This is a genomic window from Rhodococcus sp. 27YEA6, from assembly GCF_044908235.1.
GTDB lineage: Bacteria > Actinomycetota > Actinomycetes > Mycobacteriales > Mycobacteriaceae > Rhodococcus_F > Rhodococcus_F qingshengii.
This window is the reverse complement of record NZ_JBIYCY010000001.1, coordinates 206,668-224,850: the sequence shown is the minus strand read 5'-3', so window position 1 is coordinate 224,850 and position 18,183 is coordinate 206,668. Positions and strand designations below refer to the sequence as shown.

The 18,183-nt window shown below is 61.1% G+C and carries 18 protein-coding genes; 6 read left to right on the top strand and 12 right to left on the bottom strand.

Annotated features, from left to right (window positions below; all coding sequences use genetic code 11):
• Nucleotides 1–34 precede the first annotated feature (34 nt).
• From hutI to ABH939_RS01145, 3 genes are all read left to right on the top strand, one after another.
• On the top strand, nt 35–1,225 hold the full coding sequence (gene hutI, locus ABH939_RS01155; RefSeq protein ID WP_054187472.1) for an imidazolonepropionase: 1,191 nt from the start codon (nt 35–37) through the stop codon (nt 1,223–1,225).
• A 21-nt stretch (nt 1,226–1,246) separates the two neighbouring features.
• Nucleotides 1,247–2,215, top strand: coding sequence for a formimidoylglutamase (gene hutG, locus ABH939_RS01150; protein ID WP_065455846.1), 969 nt, complete (start codon nt 1,247–1,249; stop codon nt 2,213–2,215).
• A gap of 121 nt (nt 2,216–2,336) precedes the next feature.
• Nucleotides 2,337–2,495, top strand: a complete 159-nt coding sequence (locus ABH939_RS01145; RefSeq protein WP_155277930.1) for a hypothetical protein — start codon at nt 2,337–2,339, stop codon at nt 2,493–2,495.
• 522 nt (nt 2,496–3,017) lie between these two features.
• On the opposite strand, the gene ABH939_RS01140 is transcribed toward ABH939_RS01145, so the two are convergent.
• The 6 genes from ABH939_RS01140 to ABH939_RS01115 all read right to left on the bottom strand — a co-directional run bounded on the left by ABH939_RS01140 (nt 3,018) and on the right by ABH939_RS01115 (nt 8,880).
• On the bottom strand, nt 3,018–3,926 hold the full coding sequence (locus ABH939_RS01140) for an ABC transporter substrate-binding protein (RefSeq protein WP_030536963.1): 909 nt from the start codon (nt 3,924–3,926) through the stop codon (nt 3,018–3,020).
• A gap of 11 nt (nt 3,927–3,937) precedes the next feature.
• A complete protein-coding gene (locus ABH939_RS01135) occupies nt 3,938–4,678 on the bottom strand; it encodes an ABC transporter permease (RefSeq protein WP_404649204.1) in 741 nt (246 codons plus the stop codon).
• Entirely contained in the window at nt 4,675–5,325 is a 651-nt protein-coding gene (locus ABH939_RS01130) for an ABC transporter permease (RefSeq protein ID WP_003940005.1), read from the bottom strand. Before ABH939_RS01130 ends, ABH939_RS01135 begins: the two co-directional genes overlap by 4 nt.
• The gene (locus tag ABH939_RS01125; RefSeq protein WP_003940114.1) at nt 5,322–6,437 is read right to left on the bottom strand and encodes an ABC transporter ATP-binding protein; all 1,116 of its coding nucleotides are present in this window, start codon (nt 6,435–6,437) and stop codon (nt 5,322–5,324) included. The genes ABH939_RS01130 and ABH939_RS01125 overlap by 4 nt, the downstream gene beginning before the upstream one ends.
• Nucleotides 6,438–6,536: 99 nt before the next feature.
• The gene (locus tag ABH939_RS01120; protein WP_003940419.1) at nt 6,537–8,009 is read right to left on the bottom strand and encodes an aromatic amino acid ammonia-lyase; all 1,473 of its coding nucleotides are present in this window, start codon (nt 8,007–8,009) and stop codon (nt 6,537–6,539) included.
• A 196-nt stretch (nt 8,010–8,205) separates the two neighbouring features.
• A complete protein-coding gene (locus tag ABH939_RS01115; RefSeq protein ID WP_404649203.1) occupies nt 8,206–8,880 on the bottom strand; it encodes a TetR/AcrR family transcriptional regulator C-terminal domain-containing protein in 675 nt (224 codons plus the stop codon).
• A 110-nt stretch (nt 8,881–8,990) separates the two neighbouring features.
• Here ABH939_RS01115 and ABH939_RS01110 point away from each other — a divergent pair, with 110 nt between their 5' ends.
• On the top strand, nt 8,991–9,365 hold the full coding sequence (locus ABH939_RS01110; protein ID WP_404649202.1) for a nitroreductase family deazaflavin-dependent oxidoreductase: 375 nt from the start codon (nt 8,991–8,993) through the stop codon (nt 9,363–9,365).
• Between the two features lie 9 nt (nt 9,366–9,374).
• Here the strand turns inward: ABH939_RS01110 and ABH939_RS01105 are convergent, their stop codons facing one another.
• From ABH939_RS01105 to ABH939_RS01090, 4 genes are all read right to left on the bottom strand, one after another.
• Complete coding sequence (locus tag ABH939_RS01105) at nt 9,375–9,926, bottom strand: TetR/AcrR family transcriptional regulator (RefSeq protein WP_054781557.1); 552 nt, start codon at nt 9,924–9,926, stop codon at nt 9,375–9,377.
• A gap of 27 nt (nt 9,927–9,953) precedes the next feature.
• Nucleotides 9,954–10,640 (bottom strand): ABC transporter ATP-binding protein, encoded by a 687-nt coding sequence (locus tag ABH939_RS01100; RefSeq protein WP_003939803.1) that lies wholly within the window; start codon nt 10,638–10,640, stop codon nt 9,954–9,956.
• Nucleotides 10,637–11,767, bottom strand: a complete 1,131-nt coding sequence (locus ABH939_RS01095; protein ID WP_030536958.1) for an ABC transporter permease — start codon at nt 11,765–11,767, stop codon at nt 10,637–10,639. The genes ABH939_RS01100 and ABH939_RS01095 overlap by 4 nt, the downstream gene beginning before the upstream one ends.
• 142 nt (nt 11,768–11,909) lie before the next feature.
• Nucleotides 11,910–12,860: a TauD/TfdA family dioxygenase gene (locus ABH939_RS01090; protein WP_052416968.1), complete on the bottom strand. Its 951-nt coding sequence runs from the start codon at nt 12,858–12,860 to the stop codon at nt 11,910–11,912.
• 175 nt (nt 12,861–13,035) lie between these two features.
• Here ABH939_RS01090 and ABH939_RS01085 point away from each other — a divergent pair, with 175 nt between their 5' ends.
• Together ABH939_RS01085 and ABH939_RS01080 are read left to right on the top strand one after the other, a co-directional pair.
• Nucleotides 13,036–13,803, top strand: a complete 768-nt coding sequence (locus ABH939_RS01085; protein ID WP_404649201.1) for a MerR family transcriptional regulator — start codon at nt 13,036–13,038, stop codon at nt 13,801–13,803.
• Nucleotides 13,804–13,881: 78 nt separating this feature from the next.
• Nucleotides 13,882–15,438: an alpha/beta hydrolase gene (locus tag ABH939_RS01080; RefSeq protein WP_221742416.1), complete on the top strand. Its 1,557-nt coding sequence runs from the start codon at nt 13,882–13,884 to the stop codon at nt 15,436–15,438.
• 2 nt (nt 15,439–15,440) lie between these two features.
• On the opposite strand, the gene ABH939_RS01075 is transcribed toward ABH939_RS01080, so the two are convergent.
• Nucleotides 15,441–16,961: an AMP-binding protein gene (locus ABH939_RS01075; RefSeq protein WP_404649200.1), complete on the bottom strand. Its 1,521-nt coding sequence runs from the start codon at nt 16,959–16,961 to the stop codon at nt 15,441–15,443.
• 73 nt (nt 16,962–17,034) lie between these two features.
• The gene (locus ABH939_RS01070; protein WP_003940189.1) at nt 17,035–18,156 is read right to left on the bottom strand and encodes a DUF5938 domain-containing protein; all 1,122 of its coding nucleotides are present in this window, start codon (nt 18,154–18,156) and stop codon (nt 17,035–17,037) included.
• Nucleotides 18,157–18,183 lie beyond the last annotated feature (27 nt).

Below are 18,183 nucleotides of genomic sequence, written 5' to 3'. Positions count from 1 at the left end.
AGCTCCACCACCTCACCCTGAGTTAGGAATTACATTGACCACGAATGGTTCTCGAACCACCGTTCTGACCAACATCGGAACCCTCGTCACCAATGACCCGACTCTGGGTGAGGGCAAGCTCGGCGTACGACACGACGCGGCAATCGTTTTCGACGACGGCGTTGTTGCTTGGGTCGGTGATTCCGCCGACGCCCCGGCTGCCGATATCGGTCAGGATATCGGCGGTCGGGCCCTGCTCCCCGGTTTCGTGGAGAGTCACTCGCACCTGGTGTTCGGTGGCGAGCGGGCCGAGGAATTCGCAGCTCGCATGGCGGGCGAGAAGTACGCCGCCGGCGGCATTCGCAACACCATCGAAGCGACGCGCTCGGCCACCGACGAACAATTGCAGGCCAATGTTCGACGCCTACTCGACGAATCCCTGCGCTCGGGCAGCACAACCGTCGAATGCAAGACCGGATACGGGCAGAACACCGAGAGCGAACTACGCAGCGCACTGATCGCCGGACAGTTCACCGACGAGGTCACACTGCTGGCCGCCCACGTTCCACCACCCGAATATGCCGGTCGCGTCGATGACTACGTCGCCATGGCGTGCGACGAGATGATCCCTGCCTGTGCGCCACACGCGAAGTGGATCGATGTCTTCTGCGAGCGAGGCGCGTTCAACCGCGAACAGGCACATGCAGTCCTGAGCGCAGGCGTCGCCGCTGGACTGATCCCCCGCGTCCACGGCAATCAACTCGGCGAAGGGCCAGGAGTTCAGCTCGCCGTCGAGATGGGAGCCGCGTCCGTCGATCACGTCACCTACGTCACCGCCGAGGACATCGACGCCCTGGCTCAGAGTTCCACCGTCGCAACACTGTTGCCAGGTGCCGACTTCTCCACCCGCAACAAGTACCCCGACGCCCGCGCACTGCTGGACGCCGGCGTCACAGTAGCTCTCGGCGCCGACTGCAATCCCGGCACCTGCTACACCACCAGCCTCCCGTTCTGCATAGCAATTGCGGTGCGAGACATGCACATGACACCCGCCGAGGCAGTCTGGGCAGCCACTGCAGGAGGCGCCCGGGCGCTGCAGCGCACCGACGTCGGAACCCTTTCTCTCGGAACACGTGCCGACGCCATCGCGCTCGATGCACCGTCGTACCTCCACCTCGCCTACCGCCCGGGCGTCCCCCTGGTGCGCGAGGTCTGGAAAAACGGCGCACTCGCCACAAGCTACTGAAATACTCACCGGGAGGCCGTCGTGGCACATCAGATCGCAGTCGACATCGAACCCAAGCCGTGGACCGGGCGCTCCGACGGCACCACTGCCAAGCATCTGCGGTGGCATCATGCCGTGCAACCGTATTCAGCCGAAACAGCTCCCGGCGACTGTGTTCTGATCGGATTCTCCAGCGACGAAGGAGTCCGCCGCAACAAGGGCCGCCGCGGTGCCGCGGATGGCCCCGACGCTTTGCGAGCCGGGTTGGCTTCCATGGCGCTGGCCGAACCACTGCAGATTCAGGACGCGGGAACCGTTGCCGTGTCGGGTGAAGAACTCGAGGCCGGTCAGGCCGCACTCGGGAACGCCGTCAGCGCTGCGCTTGATTCGGGACACTTCCCCGTGGTTCTCGGGGGAGGACACGAAATCGCCTACGGCACATACCTCGGCGTCGCGGGCTCCGAGTTGCGAACCGCTGGAGCCAAACTCGGAATCCTCAACTTGGATGCGCACTTCGACCTGCGGGGCGATCCGATACCCAGCTCCGGCACACCCTTTCGTCAGATCGCCGAGGACGAAGCCGCGGCAGGCACCTCGCATCAGTACAGCGTGATCGGAATCAGCCAACCGAGCAACACCACGGCACTGTTCGACACGGCTCACCGCCTCGGTGTTCGCTATCTGCTCGACGAAGAATGCGGAGCGATCGGCCGAGGCGTCGTGGATCAGTTCCTCGCAGACTTCCTCGACGACGTCGATCTGGTCTACCTGACCATCGACCTCGATGTCCTGCCTGCAGCTGTGGCGCCGGGCGTCAGCGCACCTGCGGCCTACGGAGTCAGCCTCGAAACCATCCAATACGTATGTGACCGAGTCACGTCCAGCGGAAAACTCGCGGTTCTCGATGTCGCCGAACTGAACCCGAGCCTCGACGTCGACAATCGCACTGCCCGAACGGCTGCTCGTCTGATCCACCGGATAGTCACGAAGCACGTGCCGGTTCAGCGCTAGCCTCGGCGCGCCTCCAGCAGATCTACGGGACTGCCTGAAAACTGATTCCACGAGTTCTGTCCGAGCACTCCAAACTATGTCCTTTGCCACCTCACAAGTGATGCCGCCTTGCAGATTGCCGATGGCGGCGACAACGCCTGTCTCGGGGTACGTGATCGTTCCGCACCCCTCGGATGTGGATGCCGTCGGCAATCGTGAAGTCGAAGTCGACGAATTGCCCGAGCAGTACTCGAAGCCGGGGACACCACCGATCACAGGAGGCCCGACCGTACCGTCGTGAATCGAAAAGCCGATCAACCCTCCGGGGTCGCCATTACCGACTTGCCTTGGATCACCGGTGGTGACGAAGATCGATTGGCCTGACTCAGTCTGAATCGTCCGTGTCGAATGATCGTTGCCGTAAACCGATTCGATCTGAGCGACGGTGGAGCCGTCACCGACGCCGCGGTCGGTCAGCGTTCCCGGCGGTGATTCGATGACGGTGACGCCCTCGCTGGTGAGAATTGCCCGTCCGGTGCCACTAGGCGTCGTGAGCGGAACTACAGCGCAACTCGGAAACTGCATGGGCGTTCCAGCCTGATGCCAGACACAGGCCGGCCACTACAACCGTGGTTGTAGTGGCTGCGCCGTTCCGAACTCGTCCAATGGGTGTGCGCGGTCGGCTTCTCGGCATGTCGGCATCCTTGGTCGGAACGGCTCGCCGCGAGGTCGAGGCATGCCTGACTTCGCGACGTTACCCCGAGCGGGGTCGTATCGATATCGTCTGTTCGACCGACGACAAGGACGCCACCCCGGCCTTCGATCATGGCACCAGGGAGTTCTCCTGCAACCAGTCCTGAGCGATGTCACTCATGTCGTCGAGATCGGCAACGCGCTGGTTCATCTCGATGAGATCTTCGGTGGTCAGCGCCGCCGAAACCCCCGCGAGCACGGATCGGACGTCATCGCGAGCCTTCAACTCGTTGATGATCGGCGTGATGTTCTCCGCGAGGAAGAGGTGCTTCGTATCCTCGAGTGCAACCAAGTTCTCCGAGCGCATCGCAGGATCGGTACTGAAGACATCGGCAACCTGTATCTGCCCGCTCAGAAGCGCATTGAGCGTGAGGGGTCCACCTGCATCGAGTGCCAGGAACTCCCGGAATGTCAGGCCGTATTTGGTCTTCAAGCCGGCGACGCCGTTTTCGCGCGTCTTCCATTCCGGCGGTCCGCCGAGAGTCAACTCGTCGGCATGCTGCACCAGATCCTCGACGGTCTCCAGCGAATACTTTTCCGCCGTCTCCTGTTTGACGGCAAGTACATCCTTGTCCTCTGCGGGCGAGGGCTCGAGAGCCACCAGACCCTTGGGCAATTTCGCATCGATTTCAGCGGATACTTCATCTGAAGCCGTCGCCGTTGTCTTGCTGTCCAGATATTGCAACAAGGCGCCGGAATACTCGGGGATCAGATCGATGGAACCGTCGCGCAGTGCCGGTACATAGAGTTCTCGGCTACCGATGTTCAACTTCTCGGTAACGTCGATACCGTTGGCACGAAGCGCTTCGGCGTAAATGGTCGCAATCAGTTGGCTCTCGGGAAAATCGGCGGAACCGATCACGATGGCGCCCTCAGCGCTACCGCCGCCGTCCGTAGCCAAGGGGTCCTTGCCGATTCCGCAGCTGGACAACGCAACCGCTGTCACGCCGACCAACGCGGCGATCAATACCTTCTTCATGTCGAACGTCCTCAGATCGGTGCGGGCTCAGGCACAGCAGTGCGCTGTGAGGTGGCGGCAGGCTTCTCTGTCTTCTTCTTCCGATCGCGCCTGGTCAGGCCAGGCGAAACGACCCGCGCAGTCAGTGCGCCGATTCCGAGATCGAAAACCAGGGCAATCAGCGATACCAGTACGGCTCCGGCCGCCATCTGGCCGTAGTCGCTCTGAGCTTTTCCGTCGATCAGCAACCGGCCGAGCCCGCCCAACGAAATGTAAGCGGCCACAGTCGCAGTGGAGACGATCTGAAGAACGGCACTTCTGATGCCGGACAACATGAGTGGCAGGGCACATGGAATCTCGACCTCGGTCAAGATCCGCATCGACCGAAATCCCATCCCCCGCGCTGCGTCGACCGCAGCCTGATCGACCGCTCGAACTCCGGCATACGTGTTGGTGAGAATGGGAGGGATCGCGAGAAGCACCAGGACGATGAGGCTGGGGATCAGATACGCGAGTTTGTTCGGGAATGACGGCGCGATGATGAGAACCAGTAGGATCAGCAGACCGATGGTCGGCAGCGCTCGTAGCGAGTTGGCTAGTCCAGCAACAACAACGGAGCCTCGGCCCGTATGTCCGATGTAGAGACCGAGCGGGGTCGCGATAACCGCAGCCACCGCCAGCGCGGCGAATGTGTACATCAAATGCTGAACGAGAAGGGTGGGGATGCCGTCCGGCCCGGTCCAGTGGGATCCGTCGAGAAGGAAGCTGATCATGATGTAGTCACTTTCGGGGTCCACGGCGTCAACAACCGATTCGCCAACATGATGAGGAGATCAAGGATCAACGCCAGCACCAGACACAGAGCGATACCCGCGATGATGGGCGTGTAGAAACGCAACTGAAATCCCTGGGTGAACAAGGAACCTATCTGCGGAATACCCAGGAGTGCGCCCAGTGAGACAAGACTGACGTTCGAGACGACTGCGACGCGCAAACCTGCACAGATCACCGGAACTCCTACTGGCAACTGTACTTTCAACAGCGTCTGATACGGCCGGTAGCCCATCGCCGTCGCTGCCAGAACCGTCTCCGGCGGAACCGAATCGAGCGCGTCGGCCACTACCCGCACGAGCAGAGCAACGGTGTACACGGTGAGCGCCACGATGATGTTCATCGGATCCAGAATCTTGGTACCCAGAATTGGAGGCAGGAGCACGAAGAGCGCGAGCGAAGGGATCGTGTAGAGCAATCCGGCCGTCCCCACCACGTAGGGATGCAACCGACGACTGCGATAGGCGACCCAGCCGATCGGCAACGCGACCACCAAGCCGATCACCAAGGGAATCAACGACAGCAGAACATGCCATCCCACCAAGTCCATGATCCGGTCGGACTGACGTCCGAGCCATTCGAAGTTCATCGGAGTGCCCTCCCCGCGTCAGCCAGATCGGCAGCCTCGATGGCTTCCACTGCAGCATGCGCAGTGACGGTTCCCACCAGGCGTCCGGCGTCGTCCACGACAACGCCCCGCTTGCTCGGCGCTGACAGCGCCGCATCCAGCAGAGCGCGCATCGTCCCGGTGGAATCCGCAAGTGTTCCACTGAGATTCAAGTCATCCGGGCGGATACAATCCGTGAGCGCGTCCGGCCTCACCCATCCGAGCGGCTTGTTCGCGGGATCCACTACCAACAGCCACGTATCGCCGGTGAGTGCGCGGGCCGCCGCAGCGGAATCGCCCAGATGCGCAACGGGTTCTGACACCGTCGGTAGGTCGCCGTCCAATGTCGTGAACCCCAACGATCGGTACCCACGGTCACGTCCGACGAAGTCGGCAACAAATTCGTCGGCAGGTTGAGTCAGCAATTCGAGGGGCGTCGCCGCCTGCGCAAGAATGCCGCCGGTACGCAGAACCACCACTTGATCCCCGAGTTTCAGCGCTTCGTCGATGTCGTGGGTGACGATGATGATCGTTTTTCCGATTTCCTTCTGCAGACGGAGAAACTCGTCTTGCAGCTGGCCGCGAACAACCGGATCAACGGCGCTGAACGGTTCGTCCATCAGCATGAATGACGGATCCGCAGCCAATGCTCGCGCAACACCGACTCGTTGCTGCTGCCCTCCGGAGAGCTGCCACGGATAGCGGTCGGCGAAGTTGGTCGTCAGACCAACCGTTTCGAGCAATTCCATAGCGCGAGTGCGAGATTCCTTTTTACTCGCACCGAGCAATCGAGGCATGGTCGCTATGTTGTCGACGATGGTGCGATGGGGAAAGAGACCCGCGTGCTGGATCACGTACCCGATGCGTCGACGCAGAAGGGCCGGATCCATTCCCGCCGTGGACTCGCCGTCGAGCGAAATCGTGCCTGACGTCGGTTCGATCAGCCTGTTGATCATGCGGAGTGAGGTCGTCTTGCCGCAGCCGGAAGGACCCACCAACGCGGTGATCTTTCCCGTCGGGCATTCCAGATCGAGAGCATCGACGGCAATGGTTCCGTCTGGGTACGCCTTGGTGACCTTGTCGAATTTGATCATCTACGAACTACTTTCGTGTCGACCTGAGTCCGGACGCACCCAGGAGAAATGGTCGAGTTCCGTTCGAGCACACACCTACTTGTGATTCGGTCCACCTGCTTACTGGTCGAGCGGTTGAGAAAGAAAGTTCACGGCGGCACTCAGATCTGCACTGAGTGGCCGGTCTTCGGTCCTCGTGTCCAGCACCAAACGCGCACGCGCGAGGTACGCGCCGAGCTCGGTCGCCGGATCCAGCTCACGCTGTTGTTGCGAGAGTGCGCGAACTGCCGAGATCAGTTCACACGCCAGCACCAATCGAGATTGGGCAAGAATGTCCGCCAATTGAGTTGCAGCTTGGGATGCGAAACTTGCGTGATCCTCGGTGCCGCGCGAAATTACCGTGTGGCCCAACGACCCCGGTGCCGCCGACGAGCGGATCTCGGCAATGGCAGCAGAAGTCGTGTATTCGAGAAGCATGGTTCCGCTGCTGCCGTCGGGACCGTCTGCAAGGAACGCACGAAGGCCGGTGACTGCGGGGTCGGAGAGGTTGGCGAGCCGACATTGCGAGAGCAGGGCAGCACTGGCGACCGCCAACTTCGCCTCGTCGACTGCAAGGGCTATTGGCATTGCGTGGAAATTTCCGTTGTGGAACACCATGTCGTCTTCGACCGACACCAGCGGATTCTCCGAAGACGAATTCATCTCGATACTCAGCGTGTTCTGCAGTCGATGCACCGCTTGCCAGGTGGCACCCAAGATTTGCGGTAGGGCGCGAAACCCGAACGAGTCCTGAACTCTCACGGGTGTGATGTCGTGTGGTGCCAGCAGATCGCGAACCCGCTCTGCGACTTCCGCTTGACCGAAGTGCATTCTTGCCGACTGTACTTGTGCAGCAAACGGTTCGACAGAACTACGCGACGCAAGCACGGAAAGAACACTGACAACCAAGCAGTGCTGAAGCCACCCCGCGACTTCGATACTGGTGTCGCCGGCGATCGCCACCGTCATCGCATTGGTGGAAATGAACGGAAGTGCATCACCGTGGTGCGGAGTCCAACCGATTCCGGTGCGTCCGTCGCGAAGCGGGCTCTCGCCGATCAGCCCCATGGCGATTTCGGAGAACGCACTCAGGTCACCCGTTCCGATCGCACCGCGTGCGTGCACTGTCGGCAGGTTCTGTGAAGCAACAGCAGCAACCAGACCGTCGATGATGTCGGGATGCATACCTGAGCCGCCGTTGAGGATCTGGTTGGTGCGGATGACGATCGCGGCGCGCACCAACCGGTCAGGGAGCCTGGGGCCCGATCCCGTTGCGTGACTTCTCAGAAGCCTCAGATCCTGCTGCACACCGTCGGAGACGGATGTTTCGCGATTCCCGCCTACCCCGGTAGTGCGCCCGTACACCGCTTGACGGGAGGAAACCCGAACCGCGGTCTCCCATGACCGCCGTGTGAGCTCGAGAGCCGCGTCGGCAGGTCGAATCACGGCCGGCTCTCGCGCGATTTCGTTCACCCGGTGAACCGACAACCCTTTCCCGTCGAGCAGGACATTGTCGTCTTCCGTCCGGTCTTCTCCAGGAAGACGTTCAGTCATCAGAACTCCATCGATCGAAGGACTCGGCCACCGCGGGCGTGCATCACATCATCTACGCAATGTGCCTTGGGTCACTTTTACTGAATGTATAGTCCTGTATATACAGCCACCTGTCAATAGGGACACTGCAGCTCACCCGCGTGCACATAACCTTGCGTCACCTCAGTAAGGGTGAGCAACTGGACACGAATCGTCGCTATTCGAGGACCGGTGCCGCCGATGCGCGACGCGCCTCGAGCGCATCGAGGATGAGATCGAGACCGTAGGCGAACTCACTCGTGTGGTCGTAAGCCGGACTCAGACCGTGATCGACGATCATCTCGTGAAGGAAGGGCAACTCTTCAGCCGGAAGGCGCTCGAGGATGTCACTCGCAACTTCTTGGACGTCGACGGGCCCGCTGATCGGCAGATTCGCCTCCTGGAGAACATATCCGCCGATGTAGCTGTCGATCAGCGAGGCTCCGTGGGCGGCCATCGGGAGTGTGAACCCGGCCTTCCGGAGCACTCCGAGCACAGCGTCGAGATGACGCAGGGTCGCCGAGCCAGGGCTGCGTCGCGAATCCAGCAGACCGAGAGCCCAACGGTGCTGCGACAGGACTGTGCGAGCGGAAAAGGCGCGTCCACGGATTGCATCTCGCCAATCCGCACACTCACTGTCGGGCAGGTCGATCGCCTCGAAGACCGCATCGACGAGGCCGTCGAGAATCGCATCTTTGTTGGGCACGTGGTAGTAGAGCGACATCGCCTCGATGCCCAGCTCCTGGGCCACCCGTCGCATCGTGACGGCCTCGACACCACCCGCGTCGGCAACGCGGATCGCACCCTCGATTACGCGAGTCCTGTTCAGCGACTGTCGCGGTTGCCGTGACACACAGACTCCCCTCGGCGGAACGAATACGTTGACAACCTTACATGCGTAAGTCACCCTTACAGGTGTAAGCCAGCCTTACGTTCGTAAGGCGCTCGCGAAGGGAGATCGCAATGCCGATGCCGAGATGGTGGGGACATGTCAACAAGCGAGTGTTCAACCCGCGTGCAATTTCGAGCGGTAAATGGCCGGTACTGACTCACGTCGGACGCACATCCGGCACGACCTACCGGACGCCCCTCGACGCCTATCCGGTCGAGGGTGGCTACGTCTTCATTCTGGTGTACGGATCAGGCTCGGACTGGGTGCAGAACGTCTTGAGAGCGGGAAGCGCTCGACTGTCGGTCGACGAGACGGAGGTGAGCCTCGGCACCCCACGCCTCGTCGCGAAAGACGAAGCATTTCAAGCACTTTCCTCAGACGTGTCCGAGCCTCCGAGGCTGCTCCGCATCACCGAGTACCTTCGGATGGATCTGATTACGGCCTGAGGGTGCCCGTCACGCGAGGACCTCACGCACGGCGGACCTGACTTCCTCCATGCTGCAACCGGATTCGATCAGTTCGGTACCCGTATGCACCAGCGAGTTGATCAACTTGGCGGTGAGCTTCGGGTCCGACACGCCACGGAGGCGAAGGGCCTCGACCAGCGGAAGCACAAGACTGTCGTGCATTTCCATGATCCGCGAATCTCGAAACGTTTGTGGGGTCAGCGTCGCCAGCGCTCCGACTATCGCATGCTCCCCGTCGGCAACCAGTTGGAGGTTTGCCTCGACGTACGCCCATACCGGATCGTCTGCGCCTGCCATCGCCTCGACGATCTTGTCGTTCCAGCGCGGGAACATGTCTTCGACGACGGCACTGAGGAGATCTTCCCGGGACCGGAAGTAGTGGTAGGCACTCGACCTGGCGAGCCCTGCCTTCGCTGCCACCTCACCGAGCCCCGGCGGCCGGTCCGGGGCCTCGGACAGAAGAGCGTGTGCAGCGTCGAGGAGGGCACGGCGCTGAGCAGCACGATGCTCGACCACAGTGGGCGCATCGATCCTCGGCACCGAATCTCCTCCAGTCCCCTCGCGGGCTTACTCGCTCTGACGCAACCGACCGTCAACCATTTCGAGGATGCGGTCGCAGTGCCCGAGCACGTCGTGATCGTGGGTCACCATGATCGTAGCGACGCCTGCCTCGTGAGTTTCGCGCGAGAGCAGTTCGACCACCTCATGGCTGCGTTTGCGGTCGAGAGCAGCCGTCGGCTCGTCGACGAGCAGTAGCGAGGGATTGCTCATCAATGCCCGAGCGATACCGACGCGCTGGCGTTCACCGCCGGAGAGTTGACCGGGTCGACGATCTGCACGGTGACTCATACCGACCGAGTCGAGCAACTCCTCGGGATCGCGACCCGGCCGCCCCGTGAGCTTGGGAATCAGCCGAAGCTGATCGCGCGCCGTCAGCGCTGGAATCAGGTTGCCGGACTGAAAGACGAAGCCGACCTTGTCTCGTCGAAGTTTGGCGAGAGCACGGGCCGGCATCGCCGACACGTCCACGCCGTCGATGACAATCGTTCCACTCGACGGCCGACCGAGTCCGCCGGCCACAGCGAGCAAGCTCGACTTTCCAGCGCCTGACGGTCCGACGATCGCGACAAGTTCGCCGCACGAGACCTCCAGGTTCACGTTGTCGAGGGCGAGCACGGTGGAGTCACCGTCACCGAATCGAAGACTGACAGCGGTCAATACCAATCCGGTTGTGGTCTTTTCGACTGTGGTCATCGGTTTTCTCCCAATGCGGTGAGCGGGTTGACACGGGTAACACGGACGATGGCAACGGCTGCGCCGACCAGCCCGAGTACCGCCAAGAGCACTGCGCCGTTGACGACTGGGCCGGACTCGAGGGCGAACGGCATCCCCCCGCCTTCGAGCCCCGAACCGAGCCCCAAGCCCAGCAACACACCGAGGCCGATGGAACCAAGCAGCACTACCAGTGCCTGCGCCATGCCGTCACGAAGCAGGAAGCCGGTAGAGGCTCCCATCGCGCGCAACACTGCGAGTTCACGACCGCGCTGAACCGTCCAGATACTGAAGAATGCACCGACCACCAGGGCCGAAATCGCGTACAGAAACGCCTTGATCATCGACATAGTCATCATTTCCGCGGAGAACCCTGGTGAGGAGTCGAAAGATTCCTCGAGCGTCTTTGCGGACGTTCCCGCCGCCGCATCGCCCGACACGAGATCCGGTAACGCGCCACCAATGCCCCGAATCGCAACAACACTTGCTTCGGAATAGGCACTGGCATTGGCGGTTTCGCCGATCTTGGCACCGGCGTGAACCTCCTGCCAAGTACGCAGGGGCAGGTAGGCGACGTCGACGTGACCGAAAGTGCGCTTGTCTTCGGTGAATCCGACAACTGTCAGCTCCGTACCGAGTCGATCGAGTATCACGGTGTCACCGATCGCAACACCGTCGTCACGGAAGGTAGAGCTGACGATGATGTCCGTGTCGGCTTGCAGCCCCCTCCCGTCGGCGGAGACGGGCTCGAGGAAGGAGCCAGGTTCGATGCCGAAGAGCGTGAGATCGACAGGCGTGCCACTGCGAGTTTTTGCATTGACGATCATGTTGCCGAAGAGCTCGGCGTCTTGGACATCGGGTTGCATACGCCATGCCTGCGCCTGCTCCTCGGTGACGACCGAGCGCGAAAACGCCGAGTCGGCTTTGGTGTCCGGCGCGAAGGCAAACGCCTGAATCGGCGTCCGCTGCAAAGCGGAGACACCGTCGTTTACCAGGCCGGACGAGAGGCCGGACAGAATCACCATCAGGATCGAGATGAGGGCAACCACGGCACCCATCAAGAGGAATCGATTTCGCGCAAACCACAGTTCACGCAGGGCGAGGAACATTCGGGAAGCTCCAAAGTCGTCGATACGAGTCACGCCGACTTTTATCGACGCCTTGTCGAAATCATATCGACAAGGCGTCGAAAAACTATGTGAGGTGCGTTACTACTTCCCGTAGTAGACACTCGAGGCGCTGAGCGTCGTATCAGCCCCCGACGCCCACCGGTCGATCCCCGACAATCGAGATTCGATCCATCACACGACGAGCCGGGAAGTAGTCACTGGCCGCGTAGTGCTGGCAGGTCCGATTGTCCCAGAAGGCAACAGTATTCGGCTCCCACTTCAAACGGACCTGAAATTCCGGACGATTGACGTGGCGATACAGCATCGTGAGAAGTTCGTTCGATTCTTCTTCTGACACACCCAAGATCCGTTGCGTGAAGGTCATGTTGACGAACAACACCCGCCTGCCACTTTCCGGAATGATCCGAACCACCGGATGCTGCACAGCGGGGAACTTCGGACGCAACATCTCGACCGCATCCACCGGCATCGACCTGCCGAACGAGTTGATCCAATCGTGTTCTGCAACAAGCGGGTCGATACGCTTCTTGATGTCTTCAGGAAGCAGATCGTAGGCAGCTGCAGTATCGGCCCACAAAGTGTCACCACCCACCTCCGGCACCTCGACCGCACGAAGAACTGCTGCGAACGAAGGAAACTCGTGCCACGTAACGTCGTTGTGCCAGTTGTTCTCGACTCCGCCGACCATCGCATCCTTCGCCAGTGTCGTGACATCGACGTCCGTCTGCCCGGGCTGCGTGTACTTGAAGAACGGATGCTGTTCGAGATCGCCCCAACGCTCGGCAAAAGCTCGATGTTCCGCTCGGTCGAGGTCCTGATCGCGGAAGAAGAGGACTTTCCATTCGAGGAGAGCTCGGCGGAGTTCCGCAATCACGGCATCAGACAGACCCCCGCCGAGTCGAATACCGGAGATTTCCGCTCCGATCGTCGGCGCGACCGCCTTGACCGCAAGGTGTTCGTACGGTGCCGGAACTACCGACTCGGGATTCCGGCGAGCAACGAGTGGACCGTACGCAGCAAGCGGGTCGGTGGGGATCGGAAAGATTGTTGCCGCAGGAAAAAGGGTAGCCATCAGGGCACTTCCTCGAAATCGACGATGTCGTAAAGGACAAAAGTCAGATTAAGTCCGCCTCCTTAAAGTGTCAACGGTCACGTTCTCCGGCGCGAATCTTGACCCTGACGCCGCGTCAAGGTTGGAGAATGGTTTTCACAGACGGAATCCGATTCGATCACGGGAGGGCAGGGCGATGATGACCATCGGCGAGCTGGCCAAATTGGCCGGCACCACCGTCAGATCCGTGCGCTACTACCACTCGAACGGCCTTCTCGAAGAACCACAACGCCAACCCAACGGCTACCGCACGTACCGGGCGGTGGACCTGGCACGACTGAGTCGCATCCGCCGCCTGCGCGATCTGGGGATTCCTGTTGCCAAGATCGCCGAACTACTCGACGGCGACGCTCACGACACTCGGTCTGCACTCGATGCCCTCGACAAGGAATTGGCGACGAAGGCCGAACAGATCGCTGTTCAGCGTGCGCACATCGAGTCGCTACGCCGCAATGCCGATCCTGAACTACCCGACGCGTTTTCGGAAGTGCTCGCACAGTACGTCGTTGCCGGTGCGCCGACAGCGTGGATCGACAACGAGCGTGAACTTCTGATCCTCGCACTCACGGTCTCCGGGGGCGATCCCGAGGTCTGCGATTCACTCCTGTCCGCCCATCGCCGGGTATTGGCCGAGCCGAACCGCGAGCAGGCCATCGAATTGATAACTCGCATGTATGCCCTCGCCGACGCACCGGCTGACGCGGACACGATTGCGGCCCTTGCCATTCAGTTCTGCGACTTCACCGAGAGCGTGCTACCCGAACAGGCTGCACCGGAGGACGCTTCCCCCACCCGGCTGGTAGCGGTACTGCGCGAACACCAAGCGGATCGACGAACCGTCACCCAGGAAAGATTCGCGAAGGCTGTGGCCGCGGAGTTCGCCGCCCGTCAATCCCACCTCTGAAAAACCCTGATCAACCCCCACATTCGAAGTGGGGTGACCAACACTGCCCGAAAATGGGCTCAACACAAGGACACGACAATGACTGGATTCACCATGCCCAGATCACGCATGCCTCGACCACGAAGGTGGCTGGCTACCACAATCGCCGCTGCCGCGCTCGCCGTACCTGCATTGGCGGCGTGCTCGGATCCTGCTACTCCGCAGGAAGATCCACAATCGAATCTCAGCGCGTTCTACGAACAGGATCTCGAGTGGGGGCCATGCGCCACAGATACCGGAACGTCGACCGCAAGTGAATGCGCCATGGTCACAGTACCTTTGGACTATTCCGTCCCTGACGGCAAAACGATCGAAGTGGCGATCTCGCGGGTCGCGTCCACCGACCCCGCACAGCGACGCGGGATCCTGCTCACCAACCCTGGTGGGCCGGGTGGCCGAGGACTGGGATTGCCCGAGATTCTGAATGCGGGAATGACACCGGAAGTCGCAGCGGCATACGACGTCATCGGCATGGATACCCGAGGACTCGGCAAGAGCACACCGATCGACTGCGGCGTCGAACAGATGACATGGATGCGGTCGCCGGGCACCACGGACGAGGGATGGAACGAGAGTGTTGCGCTCGCACGCAAGGCCGCTGACACATGCTGGGACAAGTACCCGGACTATCTGCCGCACATCAATACTCAAAACATCGCCCGCGACCTCGACGTGATTCGTGGCGCCCTCGACCAGGAGAAGGCGTCGTACTTCGGGTGGTCGTACGGCACATACCTCGGTGCAACCTATGCTCAAATGTTCCCGGACAGGATCGACCGTGTGGTTCTCGACAGTGCACCGGATCCGAAGAAATACGGATACGAGATGTTCCAGGACATGGGCCCGGCCAACGAGAAAGCGATCGACGGATTCTCGCAGTGGGCAGCAGAACACAACTCCACCTATGCACTCGGATCGACGCCCGCCGAAGTTCGCGCCCTCATCGAGAAGCTGATCTCGGACGCGGCCACCACTCCGATACAGATCGGTGACCATGCCGTCGACGATCACGTCCTTCCATTCCTGATGTACGTCAACGGAACCGGCGACACCGAGAAGGAAAGTGAGGCATTCGCACAGGTATTGGTTCAGTTGCGCGATCTCGCCGCAGGCAAGACCGTCGAGAACATCCATCCCCAGCTGACGGGATTGATGCAGGCATGGTTCCAGACCGAACTGGGAACCGGTCCTGACTATGCCGGGACAATCGCCATCGTCTGCGGAGACGTATCGATGCCGAGCGATCCCCAGTGGTACCGCAACAAGTTGGAGGAGCACCGTGATGATCAGCCGATCTTTGCCGGCACACACAACACGATCATGCCGTGCGCGTTCTGGCGCAGTGAGGCCCCTACGCGGATCGACATCGACAACAACGTTCCGACCTTGCAGATCCAGGCAACCGGTGACACCCGCACGACGTACGACGAAGGCCTCGGCATGCATGAAGCGATGAAAGGCTCACGGCTCGTGACAGTTCCAGGCCGCACTCATGCGGTGTTCCCCGGCTACGCGAATACTTGCGCGAACGCCGCCGTCAACTCGTACCTGCTCGACGGCTCACTGCCGGCCGAAGACGTGGTGTGCGAGTCGTGACCTCAGCCCGTCAGCTCGCTCTTGATCTCGTTCTTGAGAACTTTGCCGACCTTGGAGCGAGGTAGATCGTCCCAGACGATGACTTGCTTCGGAGTCTTCACACTTCCGATGCGAGCCTTCACGAAAGCCATCACCTCGGCGCCGTCGATGTCGGCGCCGAGGTGCGGTTGCACCACTGCCACAACGCGTTCGCCCCACTTGTCGTCCGGCAACCCGATCACTCCGCAGTCCTGAATCCCCGGATACGCCATGAGTGCCTGCTCCACCTCGACCGAATAGACGTTGAAACCGCCGGTGATGATCATGTCCTTCGCACGGTCGACGATGAACAGGAAATTGTCCTCGTCCAGGTACCCGATATCGCCGGTGTGATGCCAGCCGTGGGCTGACGCTTCCGCGGTTGCGTCGGGGTTCTTGTAATAACCCGCCATCACCAACGAACTGCGAATCACCACCTCACCACGCTCGCCATGTCCGAGCAGCGCGCCTTTGTCATCCATGATCCCGACGGTCACCAGCGGCGACGGTCGACCCGCCGACGAAAGTCGTGACGTTGCGACAGTGCCGTCCGAGCCGAAGTGCTCCTTCGGTGACATCGTCGAGATCATCATGGGGGCTTCACTCTGCCCGAACAGCTGAGCCATGACCGGGCCGATCTTGTCGATCGCCTCCGCGAGTCTGGTCGGGGAGATCGGCGCCGCTCCGTACCAGAAGCATTGCAGCGAGCTGAGATCCGTGGCAGACAGGGCCTCGTGCTCGAGCAGCATGTAGATGAGCGTCGGCGGCAGGAAGGTGTGAGTCACCTTGTGCTTCTGAACGTTCGCGAGGAAGTACCCGAGATCGGGCTTCGGCATGATCACCACTTCGCCGCCGAGGGCCATGATCGGGAAGCACAGAACACCGGCGGCGTGAGTCAACGGTGCCAGCGCCAGATACACCGGGCGCCCCTCGAACGGATAACTCATCAAAGTGATTGCGGTCATCGTCTCGATGTTGTGCCCGGTCAACATCACTCCCTTTGGCCGTCCAGTTGTACCACCGGTGCCGACCAGCATGGTGACGTCGTCGGGCGCCGCGGCGTCGAGTTCTTCTTCCCCGAGCCAGATTTCGAGGGACTGTGCCGAGTCCCATTCGCCGTCGATGCAGACGAGCGTCACCAACTGGGGAAGCGCATCCTTGATCTGGTCGACTAGCGGCGCATAGGACTTCTGGAAGAACAGAGCGCGACAATCGAACAAATCCAACAGGTCTCGGTTTTCCGCAGCTTCGTTGCGAGGGTTGATCGGGCACCAGACGCCGCCGGCCCGGCTTATTCCGAATACGCACGAGAACGAGATCGGATCATTGCCGGACAGAATCGCGACCTTTTCGCCCGGCGCGATGCCCGAAGCCGCGAGCGAAGCTGCGAAGCGTCGGCTGAACTGTTGCACCTCGCCGTAGGAGAGAGTGCGCTCCCCCATCGTCAAACACGGTGCGGTGGAACCAAGAGAGGCTCCCTTGTCGAGATAGTCGGTCAAACGCATGGGGAGCCTCCAGGGCGGGGCTCCCGGCGCGCTACACGCCGGGAGCCGTGAACATGATGACGAGGGCGACGAGTTAGGCGTTGATGGTTACTTCCGGCTCCAGAGCCAGCCCGAAACTACGTAGCGCGCCGAGCAGTTCGCGATGGCCGAACGCCTGGCAAGCCGAGGCAAGCCCGGTCCGCTTCGGCGCCTGCTGGAGCAGAGAATGCGCTGCATAGGCGTGCAGGAGGCCCGTCTGCTTGTAGTTACAGTTTCCGTGGATCACGACGTGCGAGCGACCCAGCGGGCCCGACGCGTAGACGGAGTCGAGTGAGGTGTTGATGCGCGGATTCTCACGAGGGGGCATACCGGCCTGAACCGATCCGGCGATCTCGGCCAAGGCGGCTTCCTGCTCGTCGGCGGGCAGGGTCTTGATCTGCTCCTCCACGATCTTCTGCGTCGCGACAACGCCTTCCATCACGGTGCGGTCGAACACTCCGCCCGCAGCCTTGACGTTGGAAACTCGCGGATCGTTCTTGAACCACACCGGGTGGCATGTTCCGCCCCACGGCAATGCAAGCGCAGTTTCGTGCTGGCCGGGAACGACGACGTCGAAAGTCTGGCCGGGCGCCCACTGCACGTACTTGTTCTGCTCGAGGTAGTACCAGTTTGCCTTGAGGATGGTGAAGATCGTCTGAGTGGACGCGTAGGTGGGAAATCCCTTCCACAGCACGAGGATGTCGAGCGTATCGAGCCCCGGCGTTTCCAGTGCGATATTGGCCGCGATCTCACCGGTGGTGTACATCTGCGCGATACCGGGCGAGAGAAGCAGGCCCTTCTCCTGATACTTGTCGCTGAACTTCTCCTGGACGTCGAGTACCCAGTCCTGCTCACCGGTGGTATCCATGTAGTGGCAACCGGCATTCAACGCGGCCTCGACGACGGTGCCGCCGAGCTTGATGAACGGGCCGACCATATTACTGACAACCTGTGCGCCGGTGAACAATTCGGTGAGAGCCTCGACCGTGTGCTCGACCTCGACGACTTCGTGATCGACGGTGTCCAAACCAGGGATCTTGTCGAGGACCTCTTGGATGCGAGCGGCGTCGCGGCCGGCTGCGATGAACGGGATGTTGAACTCGCGCAGGTATTCACACACCAGACGGCCGGTGTACCCGGAGACGCCGTAGACGATGACGGGCTTCTTTTCGGACATGTTCGTGGAACCTTTCGAAGACGTGAG